11 protein-coding genes are annotated in these 15,049 nt (G+C 71.6%); 5 read left to right on the forward strand and 6 right to left on the reverse strand.

Going from position 1 to position 15,049, the window contains the following annotated elements; translation table 11 throughout:
• The first annotated feature begins 2 nt into the window (after window positions 1–2).
• Window positions 3–779, forward strand: a complete 777-nt coding sequence (locus V5E28_RS33590; protein ID WP_336212973.1) for a phosphotransferase family protein — start codon at window positions 3–5, stop codon at window positions 777–779.
• A gap of 240 nt (window positions 780–1,019) precedes the next feature.
• Here the strand turns inward: V5E28_RS33590 and V5E28_RS33595 are convergent, their stop codons facing one another.
• From V5E28_RS33595 to V5E28_RS33610, 4 genes are read right to left on the reverse strand one after another with little or no spacing between them, the layout of a single operon-like run.
• Entirely contained in the window at window positions 1,020–1,844 is an 825-nt protein-coding gene (locus tag V5E28_RS33595; RefSeq protein WP_336212975.1) for a class II fructose-bisphosphate aldolase, read from the reverse strand.
• A gap of 9 nt (window positions 1,845–1,853) precedes the next feature.
• Window positions 1,854–2,762 (reverse strand): 1-phosphofructokinase family hexose kinase, encoded by a 909-nt coding sequence (locus tag V5E28_RS33600; RefSeq protein ID WP_336212977.1) that lies wholly within the window; start codon window positions 2,760–2,762, stop codon window positions 1,854–1,856.
• Complete coding sequence (nagA, locus tag V5E28_RS33605) at window positions 2,759–3,895, reverse strand: N-acetylglucosamine-6-phosphate deacetylase (RefSeq protein WP_336212979.1); 1,137 nt, start codon at window positions 3,893–3,895, stop codon at window positions 2,759–2,761. Before nagA ends, V5E28_RS33600 begins: the two co-directional genes overlap by 4 nt.
• Entirely contained in the window at window positions 3,892–4,764 is an 873-nt protein-coding gene (locus V5E28_RS33610) for an SIS domain-containing protein (RefSeq protein ID WP_336212981.1), read from the reverse strand. The genes nagA and V5E28_RS33610 overlap by 4 nt, the downstream gene beginning before the upstream one ends.
• 130 nt (window positions 4,765–4,894) lie before the next feature.
• Between V5E28_RS33610 and V5E28_RS33615 the strand changes: the two genes are divergently transcribed.
• Entirely contained in the window at window positions 4,895–5,665 is a 771-nt protein-coding gene (locus tag V5E28_RS33615) for a DeoR/GlpR family DNA-binding transcription regulator (RefSeq protein WP_336212982.1), read from the forward strand.
• Between the two features lie 96 nt (window positions 5,666–5,761).
• The gene (locus tag V5E28_RS33620) at window positions 5,762–7,498 is read left to right on the forward strand and encodes a glycerol-3-phosphate dehydrogenase/oxidase (RefSeq protein ID WP_336212984.1); all 1,737 of its coding nucleotides are present in this window, start codon (window positions 5,762–5,764) and stop codon (window positions 7,496–7,498) included.
• Here the strand turns inward: V5E28_RS33620 and V5E28_RS33625 are convergent.
• Window positions 7,493–9,481, reverse strand: a complete 1,989-nt coding sequence (locus tag V5E28_RS33625; RefSeq protein WP_336212986.1) for a beta-propeller domain-containing protein — start codon at window positions 9,479–9,481, stop codon at window positions 7,493–7,495. The genes V5E28_RS33620 and V5E28_RS33625 overlap by 6 nt on opposite strands.
• Before the next feature lie 32 nt (window positions 9,482–9,513).
• Window positions 9,514–11,523, reverse strand: a complete 2,010-nt coding sequence (locus tag V5E28_RS33630; protein ID WP_336212987.1) for a serine/threonine protein kinase — start codon at window positions 11,521–11,523, stop codon at window positions 9,514–9,516.
• A 73-nt stretch (window positions 11,524–11,596) separates the two neighbouring features.
• Here V5E28_RS33630 and V5E28_RS33635 point away from each other — a divergent pair, with 73 nt between their 5' ends.
• Together V5E28_RS33635 and V5E28_RS33640 are read left to right on the forward strand one after the other, a co-directional pair.
• Window positions 11,597–13,102, forward strand: a complete 1,506-nt coding sequence (locus tag V5E28_RS33635; RefSeq protein ID WP_336212990.1) for a succinic semialdehyde dehydrogenase — start codon at window positions 11,597–11,599, stop codon at window positions 13,100–13,102.
• On the forward strand, window positions 13,099–14,760 hold the full coding sequence (locus V5E28_RS33640; RefSeq protein WP_336212991.1) for a GMC family oxidoreductase: 1,662 nt from the start codon (window positions 13,099–13,101) through the stop codon (window positions 14,758–14,760). Before V5E28_RS33635 ends, V5E28_RS33640 begins: the two co-directional genes overlap by 4 nt.
• Window positions 14,761–15,049: the final 289 nt, after the last annotated feature.

A 15,049-nucleotide genomic window follows, 5' to 3' on the forward strand; every position in this document is an offset into this window, starting at 1 on the left:
AGGTGGCCGATCTTCAGGGGACGCACACGGTTGACGTGCGGGGTGATGTCGTCACCAAGCATTACAGACCAGACAGGCCGGGTGCCGCCGAGCGGGAGTGGCGGGCGCTGACGCTGCTCGCCCGCTACGCTCCGGGGCTCGCGCCGCGGCCGATCTCCTTCAAGGGCAGCGTGATCATGTCGCGGATCGAGGGGCAGCCGCTGCGCGCGCTGCCCGAGCCGGCGGCGCACGCCCGCCAGATGGCCGCCGCCGTCGCCGCGCTGCATGCCGCGGTGCCGCGGGAGGTCCTGGCCGGGGTGCCGCTGCGCAACTGGCATCGCCAGGCGCTGGCCGAGCAGGTGCGCGAGTGGTGCGAGCGGTGGCCGGGCCGGGATCCGCTGACCGACCGTGCCATCAGGGAGGGCTGCCGCTGGCTGGAGCTGTGGCGGCCGGACGAGAGCGGGGTCCGGCCGGTGTTCGGCGCCGGCGACGGCAACCTGGCGAACTTCATGTGGGACGGCGAGCGGGTGCGGATGGTGGACTTCGAGGACTCCGGCCGCAGTGACCGGGCCTTCGAGCTGGCGGACCTGTCACAGCACGTGTCGATGTGGGTGGACGGCGAGATCGACGTCCTGCGCTACTTCGAGCTGTCGGAGGCCGAGCACGCCCGGCTCCGCGACTGCAGCAGGCTGCACGCCCTGACCTGGCTGTTCCTGCTGTCGGGCGAGGGGCCGCGCAACCCGCCGGGCACCTTCCGCAGGCAGGTCGAGCGGGTCCTCGCGGCCTTGGACGCGCAGTAGGGTGACGCGCATGAGGCTGGCCGGAGCGGCTGACAGGGCCGCCGTCGAGCAGCTCGTGCACGACGCCTACTCCCCGTGGGTGCCGATCGTCGGCATGCGGCCGATGCCGATGGAGGCCGACTACGGTCTACACCAACGTCAAGATGACCGGCAACATCGCCCTGTACGAGTCGCTCGGCTATGTCGGGACCGGGCGCGCCGGCATCGAGGGGCGCTCGGCCGTGCTCATGCGCAAGGAGCTCAGCCCGTGAGGACGCCGAGCAGGTGGATCACCTCGCGGGTCACCGCGTCCCTGCCCGCGTTGACGTACTTGCGGGGGTCCACCACCTTCTGGTCGTGCCCGAGATAGTCGCGGATCGCACCGGTGAACGCCTTGTTCAGGTGCGTGGCGATGTTCACCTTCTTCATGCCTTCGCGTACGGCCTCCCGGAGGATCTCGTCCGGCACGCCCGAGGAGCCGTGCAGGACCAGCGGGACCGTCAGGGTGGCCCGTAGCTCGGCGATCAGCGCCAGGTCGAGCACGGCGTCCTTGGTGGTCATCGCGTGCGAGGAGCCCACGGCGACCGCCAGCGCGTCGACGCCGGTCCTGGCCACGTAGTCGGCGGCCTCGTCCGGCTTGGTGCGTGCGCCGGGGGCGTGCACGCCGTCCTTGCCGCCGACCTCGCCCAGCTCCGCCTCGACCCACACGCCGCGCTCGTGGCACCATGCGGCCACGCTCGCGGTGGCGGTGACGTTCTCCTCGTCGGGCAGCGCGGACGCGTCGAACATCACCGAGCCCAGCCCCAGCTCCACGGCCTCCTCGACGAGCGCGCGGTCGGTGGCGTGGTCGAGGTGCACGGCGACGGGGACCGCGGCCCGCCTGGCGACCGCCAGCGAGGCCAGCGCGATCGGCTCCAGCTCGCCGTGGTAGCGCACGCAGTTCTCGCTGATCTGGAGCACCACCGGCAGGCTCAGGGCCTCCGCGCCCGCGACGATGGCGGTGGCGTGTTCGAGCTGGATCACATTGAACGCGCCCACCCCGGCGGGTGACTCGCGGACGATGTCGCCGATTCCGGCGAGAGGCATGACGGCTCCTTATGCGATCTCGATCAGGGGAAGGATGTCGGCATAGACGGCGCGGTCGAAGTCACCGGCGACCGGCGCGGCGACCGCCGCGGCGCCGAGCGCCGCCGCTCTCCGCAGCCGGTCCGGCCACGAGCAGTGCTCCACCAGGCCCAGCGCCAGGCCCGCCACCAGGGAGTCGCCGGCCCCGGTCGGGTTGCCTTCGACCTCGTACGGCATGCGGGCGCGCAGCGTGCCCTCGGGCGTGACCGCCAGCAGTCCCGCCGGGCCCATGGAGACGACCACGGCCTCGGCGCCCTGGCCGCGCAGCGCCTCGGCGCCCTCCTCCGGGGTGCCGTGCGGCACGGCCCGGGCCAGCTCTTCGGCGTTGGGCTTGACGATCGCGGGCCGGCCGCGGGGGGCGTGGCGCAGCGGCTCGCCGTCGGCGTCCACGATGGCCGGGACGCCCGCCGCCGCGGCCAGGGCGGCCAGGCTCGCGTAGGTGCCGTCGGGAACGCCGCGTGGCAGGCTGCCCGACAGGACGACCGCCTGGGCGTCCTCCAGCAAGGACTCGTACGTTTTCACGAAATTTCGGAGCTCGTCCCTGGTCACCTCGGGGCCCGGCTCGTTGAACAGCGTGGCGCCCCCGCCCGGCGTCTCGGAGACCACGAGCGTGGTGCGGGAGTCGGCGGCGATGGGCACCAGGGCGCCGGGCAGCCCGGCGGCTCGCAGATCGGCCTCGACGGCCCGGCCGGTCGGCCCGCCCGCGAGGCCGGTGACCAGCACCTCCTGGCCAAGCGCCGCCAGGACGCGGGCCACGTTGACGCCCTTGCCGCCCGCTCGCCGGTGCACGGCGCCGACCCGGTTGACGCCGTCCCAGACGACCCCCGGCACCTCGTAGGTGACGTCGAGGGCGGCGTTGAGCGTCACGGTGAGGATCATCGGGGCTCCGAGATCCACGCGCCGCGCTTCATCACTCCGGCCACTTCCAGCTCGTCGGAGAGCACCACCAGGTCGGCAGACTTGCCGACGGCGATCGAGCCGACGCTGCTGGCCAGCCCCAGGACACGGGCCGGAGTCAGGCAGGCCACCTGTGCCGCGTCGGGCAGCGACAGGCCCAGCTCCCGGACGGCCCGGCGGAAGGCGACGTCCATGGTGAGCGTGGAGCCCGCGATCGAGCCGCCCTCCACCAGCCTGGCGACCCCGTCGACGACGCCGACCCGCATCGGGCCGAGGAGATACTCGCCGTCGCTCAGGCCGGTGGCCGAGATCGAGTCGGTGATCAGCGCCGTCCTGCCGGGGCCCGCCACCTCGCAGGCCAGGCGCAGCATGGCCGGATGTACGTGCACGCCGTCGTTGATCAGCTCGACCGTGACGCGCTCGTCCTGCAGCAGTGCGGCGATCGGTCCGGGGGCGCGGTGGCCGAGCTGCGGCATCGCGTTGTAGAGGTGGGTGGCGACGGTGGCGCCCGCCTCGATGCCGGTGAGGGTCTGGTCGTAGTCGGCGTCGCTGTGGCCGAGGGCGGCGATCACGCCTTCGGCGGCGGCCATCCGGATGGTGTCGAGGGCGCCCGGCAGCTCGCCCGCGATCGTCAGCATGCGGACGTGCCCGCGCCCCGCCTTGAACAGCTCGCCGACCTCCTGCGGGGACGGCTCGCGCAGCAGCGCGGGATCGTGCGCACCGCAACGGGCCCTGGCGATGTAGGGCCCCTCGAAGTGGATGCCGGCCAGGAGGCCGTCGTCGCAGAGCTCGGCGAGCGACGAGGCGGCCCTGGACAGCCGGTCGAGCGAGTCGGTGACCAGGCTGGCCACCATGGTCGTGGTGCCGTGGCGCTCGTGCAGCGCGATCGCGTCACGGGCCTTGTCCTGCTCGCCGGCGGGGAAGGAGCCGCCCGCCCCGCCATGGTTGTGGATGTCGACGAAGCCGGGCACGACGTGCCGCCCGCCGATGCTGTGACCAGGGCGCGGGGCGGATCCGTGGCCGACGTGGGTGATGCGGCCGTCTTCGATGGTCAGCCACCCCTCGTGCACTCCCTCGGGGGTCACGATGCGGGCGTCGGCGAGAGTGAGGCTCATGAAGAAAGGATCACAGATCGCGTGAGGTGCATGGGCTCGTCGGGGTTGAGACCGCGGGCGAAGGCCCTGGCCACCGCCACTCGCTGGGCGCGGATCAGCTCGGCCATCGGGTCCAGGTCGGTGGCGAAGAACGTGCCGCCGGTCGCCTCGACCTGCTCGCGCAGGCCCTCGGGGGCGGTGCCGAGCATCCAGGTGACGCGGCCGGGCCCGGCGATGCTGATCGGGCCGTGCCGGTATTCCATCGCCGGGTAGGCCTCGGTCCACGAGCGCGACGCCTCGCGCATCTTCAGCGCGGCCTCCTGCGCCAGGCCCACCGACCAGCCGGAGCCGAGGAAGCTGAACTGCTCGGCGCCCACCAGCTCGTCGGGCAGCGGCGCCGAGACGGCCCGCTCGGCGTCGGCGATGGCCTGGCCGAGGTCCTCGCCGAGGCTGGCCCGGAGCATCGCGAGCTGGGTGGTGGCGAAGCGGGTCTGCACGACGGATCGCTCGTCGGCGTAGTCGAGCACGATGACCTCGTCGGCCGCCTGCATGATCGGCGTCTCGGGGTCGGCGGTGATGGCCGTGGTCTTGGAGGAGGTCCTGCGGAGCAGGTCCAGCACCTCGGTGGTGGTGCCGGAGCGGGTCAGCGCGAGCACGCGGTCGTAGCGGCGGCCGTCGGGGGCCTCGGAGGCGGCGAACGCGTCGGTCTCGCCCTGTCCGGCACGCTCCCGCAGCGTGGCGTAGGCCATCGCGATGAACCACGAGGTGCCGCAGCCGACGACGGCGACCCGCTCCCCGGCGGCGGGCAGCGCGCCGGCGGGGACGCTCTCGACGGCGCGACGCCAGCACGCGGGCTGGGAGGCGATCTCCGCCTCGGTGTGGGTGGTCACCGCTTACCTCCACAAGTTGATTGTTTCTGCACTTTTTATACCAGGATAGAGCAGCAATGGGCAGTGCTGGCCCCGACCTCGCCCGTATGCCACGCTTGCTCCCTGACGGATCAGGCGAAGGGAGGCGATCTTGTCCCGTTACGACCGCTGGAACGCGATCCTTGAGCTGCTCGCGCAGGAAGGCCGGCTCTCCGTCGAGGAGGCGGCCCGGGCGCTCGACGTCTCCACCGCGACCATCCGCCGCGACTTCGACCAGCTCGCCCAGCAGCAGATGCTCATGCGCACCCGCGGCGGCGCGGTCGCCCAGAGCGTCAGCTACGACCTGCCGCTGCGCTACAAGACGGCCAGGCACGCCGACGAGAAGCACCGCATCGCCTCGGCCGCCGCCGAGCTGGTCCGCCCCGGCGGCGTGGTCGGCCTGAACGGCGGCACCACGACCTCCGAGCTGGCCCGCGCGCTGGCCACCCACGCCACGCTGGAGTCGGGCTTCACGGTCGTCACCAACGCGCTCAACATCGCCGCGGAGCTGACGGTCCGGCAGCACGTCAAGATCGTGGTCACCGGAGGGGTGGCCAGGCAGCAGTCCTACGAGCTCATCGGCCCGCTCGCCTCGGGCGTGCTGGAGCAGGTGACGCTCGACGTGGCGTTCCTCGGTGTGGACGGGCTGGACGTGGAGCTCGGCGCCTCGGCGCACCACGAGGGCGAGGCGAGCGTGAACCATCTGCTCATCACCCGGGCCGCGCAGGTCGTGGTGGTGGCAGACTCGTCAAAAATAGGTAAGAGGGCATTTTCCCGTATCTGCCCCATCGAGCAGATCGACACCCTTGTCACAGATGTGCAGCTTTCGGATTCGGCTGCGGCCCAGCTCACGGAGGCCGGAGTGAAGGTGATCCGCGCCTGATCGGAGGCCGCACAGAGCCGTGGGCGTTACATCCGGCTCGGTGAACGGGTAAGTATGGGACGCAAGGGGACAGAGCCCGTATCTCAGGGGAGACTCATGGCGGCGGGAAGGGGCGTGGCCCGGCTGGGGCCCGTCGAGCGGAGTGCGGCACTGGACACCATGGCCGCGCGCGAGCTGGACGTGGTCGTGGTCGGCGGGGGAGTGGTCGGTGCGGGGATCGCGCTCGACGCGGCTACGCGCGGGCTGGACGTGGGCCTCGTGGAGGCGAGGGACTTCGCCTCGGGCACCTCGTCGCGCTCGTCCAAACTGATCCACGGCGGGCTGCGCTATCTCGAACAGCTCAACTTCGAACTTGTCAGGGAGGCCCTGCAGGAGCGGGCCCTGCTGCTGCAGCGGATCGCGCCGCACCTGGTGCGGCCGGTGCCGTTCCTGTTCCCGATGACCCACTTCGGCTGGGAGCGGCCGTACGTGGGGGCGGGAGTGGCCCTGTACGACACGCTGGGTTTCGCCTCCGGGGTGACCAGAGGCGTCCCGGGACACCGCCACCTGTCGAGGAGCCGCGCCCTGCGGCTGGCGCCCGCCTTGAAGCGCACCTCCTTCACCGGCGCCGTGCAGTACTGGGACGCGCAGGTCGACGACGCCCGCTACGTGATGACCATGCTGCGCACGGCCGCCACCTACGGCGCGCACGTGGCCCCCCGCGCCCAGGTGGTGGGCTTCCTGCGCGAGGGGGAGCGGGTCACCGGAGTGCGGGTGCGCGACCTGGAGTCCGGCGACGAGCTGGAGGTGCGGGCGCAGCAGGTGGTCAACGCGACCGGCGTGTGGACCGACGACATCCAGGAACTGGTGGGCGGGCGCGGGCAGATCCACGTCCGGGCGTCCAAGGGGATCCACCTGGTGGTGCCTCGCGACCGCATCCACTCCGTCACGGGAATCATCCTTCGTACCGAAAAATCCGTGCTTTTCGTGATCCCGTGGGGCAGGCACTGGATCATCGGCACCACCGACACCGAATGGACGCTGGACAAGGCGCATCCGGCAGCCTCCAGAGCGGACATCGACTACCTGCTCGACCATGTCAACGAGGTGCTGTCGGTACCGCTGACCAGGGACGACGTCGAAGGCGTCTACGCAGGACTGCGGCCGCTGCTGTCGGGGGAGTCGGACGAGACGTCGAAGCTGTCGCGCGAGCACGTGGTGGCGCACCCGGTGCCCGGGCTCGTGATGATCGCCGGTGGGAAGTACACGACGTATCGCGTCATGGCGAAGGACGCCGTGGACGCCGTGGCCCACGGGCTGGACCAGCGGGTACCGCGCTCCTGCACCGACCGGATCCCGCTGGCCGGCGCCGAGGGCTACCAGGCGCTGTGGAACGCCAGGCACCGGCTCGCCCACACCTCCGGCCTGCACGTGGCCAGGATCGAGCACCTCCTGCAGCGCTACGGCTCGCTGATCGACGAGGTGCTCGAACTGATCCAGCGCGACCCGTCGCTGGGCCGGCCGCTGCACGGCGCCGACGACTATCTGCGTGCCGAGGTCGTCTACGCCGCCACCCACGAGGGCGCCAGGCACCTCAACGACGTGCTGACGCGCCGTACCCACATCTCCATCGAGACCTTCCACCGCGGCCTGGCCGTGGCGCAGGAGGCCGCCGAGCTGCTCGCCGATCCCCTCGGCTGGGACGGCGAGCAGGTCAAACGCGAGGTCGAGTACTTCACCAAGCGGGTCGAGTCCGAGCGCCTGTCGCAGGAGCAGGACACCGACCACGCGGCCGACGCCATCAGGCTCGGCGCTCCCGAGATCGTGCCGGTGGCCGCCCCTGAGCGGTCATGACCCCAGCGGGATCCACGCCTGCTTGGCCAGCGTGGCGGCGTCGTTGACCTGCACGCCCTCGTAGGAGAACGTCCAGATGGAGTCACCGATGATCATCGAGCGCTGGATGCCGGGCTGGTAGGCGCCGTTCTGCTGCGCCGGGTGCGTGATCATGCCGAGCCGGCTCACCGCCGAGTCGGTGACCTTCAGCACCACCGCGCCGCTCTCCTGCTTGCCCTCGGCATAGGAGTTGAGCGGGATGACCGCGGTGCCGGTCTTGGGCCAGTAGAGGAAGGCGTGCGGGTCCCACTCGGCCTCGGAGCCCGACTCCTTCTGGAACAGCTGTGACAGCCTGCGCGGCGCGGCGGGATCGCTGACGTCGAACAGCGAGACCTGCGTGCCGAGCGTCCGGCCCTTGTCGCTGGCCTCCTGGCCGATGCCGATCAGCCGTCCCTCGCCGCCGGGATGCAGGTACGCGGAGTAGCCGGTGATCTTCAGCTCGCCGGTCACCTTGGGCGTGGCCGGGTCGCGCAGGTCCAGCGTGTAGAGGGGATCGACCTGGCGGAAGGTGACGACGTAGCCGACCGGGCCGATGAACCGGACCGAGTAGATGCGCTCGCCCTCGCCCAGGCCGCCCACCTTGCCGACCTCGGCCAGCGTGTCCGCGGCGAGCACGTGCACGCCGCTGGAGCTGGTCCTGCCGTCGGCGGAGGTGAGCGTGGTGGCGACCCGCAGGTTGCCGTCGTGCTCCGACAGCGAGTACTGGTTCAGCAGTCGCCCCGGCACCTTGCCCGAGGCCACGTAGGCGGGCGCGCCCGGCTTGCTCACGTCGAAGCGGTGCACCTCCGTCTCCTCGGGAGGCGGCGCCGGCTCTGCGGTGATCGTGGGCGTGGGGGTGGGCTCCGTCGGCACCGGCTCGGTGGCGGGGGGCACGGCCGTGTCCTTGACGCTGGGGACGGGCTCTTCGGCGACGGCGGGCTGGATCGGGAACCACCAGCGCGGGTTGCTCGCCACGTAGAGGCTCTGACCGGTGCCGTAGACGATGTCGCCGTCGGCGACCAGGCTGATCGGGCCGGTGCCCGCCGCCGTGAGGCCCTGCGACAGGTCGAGGGTGTGCAGGGTCAGCAGCGAGGTGCCGGTGTAGCCGGCCGGGTGGCTGACCCGCTCGCACGGGACCGACTCCTTCCTGACGGAGCCCGAGGCGTCGGTGATCTCGATGTCCGGCAGCCACGCCTCCAGCGGCGCGCGCCGTACGACCTGCTGGTTGACCCGCGTGCGCTCGGCCTCGGAGGTCTGGTCCCTGGGCTGCGGGAAGGTGATGTCCGGCTGGCTGCGGGTGACGAACCTGACGGTGGAGCCGACCATCCGGGCGTCGACGTGGCCGCCCTCGGGCTTGATCGTGCCGAGCACCTTGGGCTCGCCGGCGAGGTCCACGATGACGTATCTGGTCTCGCCCATGGGGGCGAAGCTCCGGACGGTGGGTCCGTCCATGCTGCCGCCGCCCTGGAACATGACCAGCGCGCGGTCGCCGGAGACGAGCAGGTCGGCGGGCGCGTAGCCGCGCGCCTTGTCCTCCGGGAGGTGGAGCGAGGCGGTGACCTTCCTGCTGGCGGCGTCGATGATCCGCAGGATGCCGCCGCTGACGGTGTAGACGCGGTCGCCGTCCGTCTTGACCAGGTCCGGCTCGTCCACTCCGGCTTCGTGCGTGTTGGTCGTGGAGTGGTCGGGGGTCTGGGCCACCTTCCCCTGCCTGGCCGCCGCCGTGTCCTCCATGTACATCACCTTGGGGCCGCCGAAGCCCCATGGGCCGACATTCTCGGCCGCCTTCTCGCGCAGGCCGGCGAGCATGTCGTCGCAGCCGCTGTAGGCGACCAGGCGGACGGCTCCGAGGCTCTGCCGCGGCGGCGTGGCGCTCTCCCCGCCGGGAGAAGCCGGAGAGGAGCAGGCGGTCAGGACCGTCGCGAGGGCGGCGGCGGCCAGGGCCGGGCGCTTCAGCGTCTTCATGCCCTCATTGACGGATTCGGGCGGCCGCCGGTTCAGGAGCCGTCGCCGGGATTGCGGGTGTAGATCGGGCTGAAGTCGAGATCCTCGTCGATGTCGAGCAGCTTGCGGACGAGCTTGCCCTCGAAGTCGACCACCTGGACCGAGTCCCTGGTCTCGTTGTCCTGCTCCCAGCAGTAGAGGTGGGTCTCGTCATACCAGCCGAGCACCTTGTCGCATTCGGAGGTGAACGTGCGCAGGCGCTTGCCGGTCGCGGCGTTCCAGACGCAGTGGTCGCCGTCGCCCCCGTCGGGGCAGTCGGTAAAGAAGGAATCGCCGGAGGGGGAGAACATGTCCAGGGTGCCCGACGCGAGGGTGCCGATGCCGGTGGCGTTGCGGGTCGCCTTGCCGGCCGGGTCGTAGAAGCGAAGGCCCTTGTTCTTGCCGCCGTAGGCGTTGACCACGCCGTTCTCGGCGCCGTCCCAGCCGAAGGCGGTCTCCTGCACCTGCTTGTCGCGGACCAGGACGAGTTCGGGGTCGCGTGTGGACACGTCCACGACGGCGAAGCCGACGTAGTACCACTCCTCGCCCTTCTCCTCCTCGATGTTGAGCAGGATCTTGGAACCGTCCTTGGACCACGACCGGATGGTGCTCTCCAGCGGCGCGCGGACGGTCTTGACCGTCACCTTCCCGCCCGCCTTGCGGTCGTGGATGTCGATGAAGTCGAAGTCGTCGGAGGAGTACTGCTTGCCGCGGGTCGCCAGGTAGCGGCCGTCGGGCGAGACCAGCGACTCCTTGTTGCGCGCGTACTTGACGAACGTGCCGCGCAGCGACTGCCTGGCGTAGTCGGTCCACTCCTTGCCGCTCTCGCTGTAGACCTCGTAGGACGTCAGCGTGATCGGGTCGGACGGGTGCTCGTAGATCGTGATCTCGCCGCCGGGGACCTGCCGCGCGGTGCCCCTGGCGGGCACGGCGCGGGCGGGCGCCGAGGTGGTGGTCCTGGTGGTGGTCCTGGGTGTGCCGGTCGGCGGCGCGGCGCCCGTGGCCTTGTCCATCCGGATGATCGTTATCACTCCGCCGAGCAGCAGCAGCGCGCAGGCCACGGTCACTCCCATGACGAGCAACGTCCTGGCCCTCGGCGCCTGGGTGCGCCTGCTGGGGGCGGTCGGCGGATGGGTGGGGTAGGGCGCGGGGGCGGGCCAGGACTCGGCCGGAACCGCGGCCGCGGAACCCTGCGCGAGGATGCCCGACGGGGGCACCGGCCGCTGCAGCAGCCGCATGATGACCTGCTCGGCGGTGGGCCGCTGCGCCGGATCCTTGCTCAGGCACGCCAGCACCACCTCGCGTAACGGGCCGTCGAGCCCGCTCACGTCGGGCGGCTGGTTGAGCACCCGGTGGATCACCGCGGGCATGGTGTCGCTGCCGAACGGCGGCTTGCCGGAGGCGGCGTAGACCATCGTGCCGGCCCACGAGAACAGGTCGGCCGCGGGGCCGACCTGATGCCCCAGGACCTGCTCGGGCGGCATGTAGGAGGGTGTGCCGACCGGCATGCTGCTGATCGTGGAGGTGGCGTTGAGCGCGCGGGCGATGCCGAAGTCGATCACCCGGGGGCCGTCGGCGCCCACGATCACGTTGGCCGGCTTGAAGTCGCGGTGCACGATTCCGGCCTGGTGGATCGCGGCCAGCGCGGTGGCGGTGCCGATGGCCAGGCGGTGCAGGGCCGAGCCGGTGCGCGGCCCCTCCTGCTGGACGACCTGCTGCAGGGAGGGGCCCTCGATGAACTCGCTGACGATGAAGGGCCGGTCGAGCTCGACGCCCGTGCCGAGGACGGCCGCCGTGCAGAACGGCGCGACCTGCTGGGCCACCTCCACTTCGCGCAGGAACCGCCCGATGCTCACCTCGTCGCCCGACAGGTCGGGGCGCAGCCACTTGACGGCGACCCGCCCGCCCGATGCGTCTGCGGCCAGGTAGACGACGCCCTGGCCGCCTTCGCCTAACCGGCCGACCAGCTCCAGACCGCCGAGCGTGCGCGGGTCTCCCGATCTGAGCGGCGTGATGTTGGGCATGGGTAAATACTGGCCCCATGCCGCCCACGGGAAAAACCTACCGGCGGGTAGCGTTCCGGAATATCCTTCTGCCATGCACGTGACGACCAGCGGCAGCACCAGGGAGATCACCGCCCCGTTCACCGGTGAACCCCTCGCCGAGCTGCGCCTTTCCGGCGCGGACGACGTACGCGAGGCTTACCGGAGGGCCAGGGCGGCGCAGGCCGGGTGGGGCGCGCTGCCGGTCGCGGCGCGGGCACGGCCGTTCCTGCTGCTGCACGACGCCATCCTGGACCGCCGGGACGAGATCCTGGACCTGCTGCAGGACGAGACCGGCAAAGCGCGCAGGCACGCCTTCGAGGAGGTGTTGGACGTCGCCGGCTGCGCCCTCTACTACGCCCGCCGCGCCGCCGGCCTGCTCGCCCCGCACCGGCGCCGGGGCATCTTCCCCGTGGCCACCCGGGTGAGCGAGCTGCGCAGGCCCAAGGGCGTGGTCGCGCTGATCTCCCCGTGGAACTACCCGCTGTCGCTCGGCGTCACCGACGCCGTGCCGGCGCTGCTGGCAGGCAACGCGATCGTCCACAAGCCCGACATCCAGACGGCCCGGACCACCCAGTGGGCCGTCGACCTGCTGGTCGAGCTGGGCATGCCGCGCGACATCTGGCAGCTCGTGCCGGGCGAGCCGGATGCCGTCGGCGAGGCGCTGCTCGACGACGCCGACTACGTGGCCTTCACGGGCTCCACCCGCAGCGGCAGGAAGATCGCCGAGGAGGCGGCCAAGCGGCTCATCGGCTGCTCGCTGGAGCTCGGCGGCAAGAACCCGATGGTGGTGCTCGACGACGCCGACCTCGACCACGCGGTCCAGGGGGCGATCCGCGCCTGCTTCACCAACGCGGGCCAGCTCTGCCTGTCGATCGAGCGGTTGTACGTGCACGAGTCCACCTTCGACGCCTTCGCCGGGCGGCTGGTCAAGCAGGTGCGCAACCTCAAGCTGGGCGCGGGGCGCGACTGGTCGGTCCAGATGGGCTCGCTCACCTTCCAGCGCCAGCTCGACGCCGTCAGCGCGCACGTCGACGACGCCGTCGCCCGCGGCGCCACCGTGCTGACCGGCGGCAAGGCCAGGCCCGACCTCGGCCCGCTGTTCTACGAGCCGACCGTGCTCACCGGCGTCACCGACGACATGGAGCTGTGTCGCAACGAGACGTTCGGCCCGGTGGTCGCCCTCTATCCGTTCGCCTCCGACGACGAGGCCGTCGAGCTGGCCAACGACACCGTCTACGGGCTCAACGCCTCCGTCTGGACCTCCGACCTCGCGCGCGGCCGCGCGCTCGCCGCCCGCATCAGGGCCGGCACCGTCAACATCAACGAGGGGTACGGCTCCGCGTACGCCTCCTACGACGCCCCCATGGGCGGGATGAAGGCGTCCGGCCTGGGGCGCAGGCACGGTGCCGAAGGGCTGCTGCGCTACACCGAGTCGCAGACCGTCGCCTCACAGGCGACCTGGCTGGGCTTCGAGCCGCCGTTCGACCTCACCTACGACACCTGGGCCGACGTGCTGGCCAACACCCTCAAGACCATGCGGAGGCTCCGGCTCAAGTGAGCGGCTTCGACGTCGTCGTCATCGGCTCCGGGTTCGGAGGCAGCGTCTCGGCGCTCAGGCTCGCGGAGAAGGGCTACCGGGTCGCCGTCCTGGAGGCGGGGCGGCGCTTCGACGAGTCCACGCTCCCGGCCACCTCCTGGCGGGTACGCGACTTCCTGTGGGCGCCCTGGCTCGGGATGAAGGGCATCCAGCGCATCCACCTGCTGCGCGGTGAGCGGGGCAGCGGCGTGATGGTGCTGGCGGGCGCCGGGGTCGGCGGTGGTTCGCTGGTGTACGCCAACACCCTGTACGAGCCGCTCGACCCCTTCTTCCAGGACCCGCAGTGGGCGGCCATCACCGACTGGAAGGCCGAGCTGGCGCCCCATTACGACCAGGCCAAGAGGATGCTCGGCGTGGTCGTCAACCCGACGTTCACCCGCGCCGACGAGATCATGCGCAAGGTCGCCGAGCGGATGGGCGTGGCGGACACCTTCCGGCTGGCGCCCGTCGGCGTCTACTTCGGCGAGGACGGCGTCGACCCCTACTTCGGCGGCGCCGGGCCCGCGCGCCGTGGCTGCGTCGAGTGCGGCGAGTGCATGACGGGCTGCCGCCACGGCGCCAAGAACATGCTCACCACGAACTACCTCCACCTGGCCGAGAAGGCGGGCGTCCGGGTCTTCGCCGAGTGCACGGTCACCTCCGTCCGCCCCCTGCCCTCAGGCGGCTACGAGGTGCTCGCCCGCAGGACCGGCTCGGTGCGGCAGCGGCGGGTGTTCACCGCCGGGCAGGTCGTCTTCGCCGCGGGCACGTACGGCACCCAGCGGCTGCTGCACCGGCTGCGCGCGGACGGCACGCTGCCCCGGATCTCCGCCCGGCTCGGTGCGCTGACCAGGACCAACTCCGAGGCGCTGCTCGGCTTCGAACGGCTGTCGACGGACGGCGAGAAGCTCAACGGCGGGGTGGCCATCACCTCCTCCATCCATCCGGACGGCCAGACCCACATCGAGCCGGTCCGTTACGGCGACGGCTCCAACGCCATGGGCCTGCTGCGCACGCTGCTGGTCGACGGGGGCCAGTCCCGCTGGCGCGCGTTCGGCCGGGAGGCGGCCAGGCGGCCACTGCGCGCGCTGCGGCTCCTCGACCTGCGGCAATGGTCAGAGCGGACCCTGATCGCGCTGGTGATGCAGGCCAAGGACAACTCGATCACGGTCCGCGGCACCCGCTGGGGACTGCGCGCCTCGCGCGGCCACGGCGAGCCGAACCCCACCTGGATCCCGGTCGGCCACGAGGCGGTGCGGCTCGCGGCCGAGGAGATCGGCGGCGAGGCCGGCGGATCGTGGCTGGATCTGTTCGACATCCCCGCGACGGCGCACTTCCTCGGCGGCTGCGCGATCGGCGCCTCCGGCTCCGACGGCGTGATCGACCCCTACCACCGCGTCTTCGGGCATGACGGCCTGCACGTGATCGACGGCTCGGCCGTCTCGGCCAACCTGGGCGTCAACCCGTCGCTGACCATCACCGCCCTGGCCGAGCGGGCCATGTCGTTCTGGCCGAACGCGGGCGAGCCCGACGGCCGCCCGCCGCTCGGCTCCGCCTACCTGCGGGTACCCGCCGTCGCGCCGCGCTCGCCGGCGGTGCCCGCCAGGGCTCCCGCCGCTCTGTGGATCACGAAACGGTAACGACCCGCGTGCTGGTGGTTAGGCGCGCAGGGGAGAGCGGTTGGGGACTTTACGGAAATCAGTCTCTTTCGGGGTTTTAACCATGCTGAAGAAGACACTGACCGTTTCCCTGGCCGGGGTCGTCGCCATGGGGCTGCACCTGGCCGTCTCACCGGCGTTCAAGTACTACGCCGGGCCGGTCAAGGTCTACGGCAAGAACATCTGCGTGAGCATCCACGCCAAGCACGGCGACCACACCGGCCCCGGTAACGACTACAACGGCAGGGCATCGCCTGAAGCCGAGCCGGTA

The organism is Nonomuraea sp. LPB2021202275-12-8, from assembly GCF_037044575.1.
Lineage (GTDB): Bacteria > Actinomycetota > Actinomycetes > Streptosporangiales > Streptosporangiaceae > Nonomuraea.

Coding starts and splice junctions, on each gene's coding strand:
- V5E28_RS33595 (WP_336212975.1), bottom strand. CDS start 1,844: ATGCCTCTCGCCGGAATCGGCGACATCGTCCGCGAGTCACCCGCCGGG.
- V5E28_RS33600 (WP_336212977.1), bottom strand. CDS start 2,762: ATGATCCTCACCGTGACGCTCAACGCCGCCCTCGACGTCACCTACGAG.
- nagA (WP_336212979.1), bottom strand. CDS start 3,895: ATGAGCCTCACTCTCGCCGACGCCCGCATCGTGACCCCCGAGGGAGTG.
- V5E28_RS33620 (WP_336212984.1), top strand. CDS start 5,762: ATGGCGGCGGGAAGGGGCGTGGCCCGGCTGGGGCCCGTCGAGCGGAGT.
- V5E28_RS33625 (WP_336212986.1), bottom strand. CDS start 9,481: ATGAAGACGCTGAAGCGCCCGGCCCTGGCCGCCGCCGCCCTCGCGACG.
- V5E28_RS33630 (WP_336212987.1), bottom strand. CDS start 11,523: ATGCCCAACATCACGCCGCTCAGATCGGGAGACCCGCGCACGCTCGGC.
- V5E28_RS33635 (WP_336212990.1), top strand. CDS start 11,597: ATGCACGTGACGACCAGCGGCAGCACCAGGGAGATCACCGCCCCGTTC.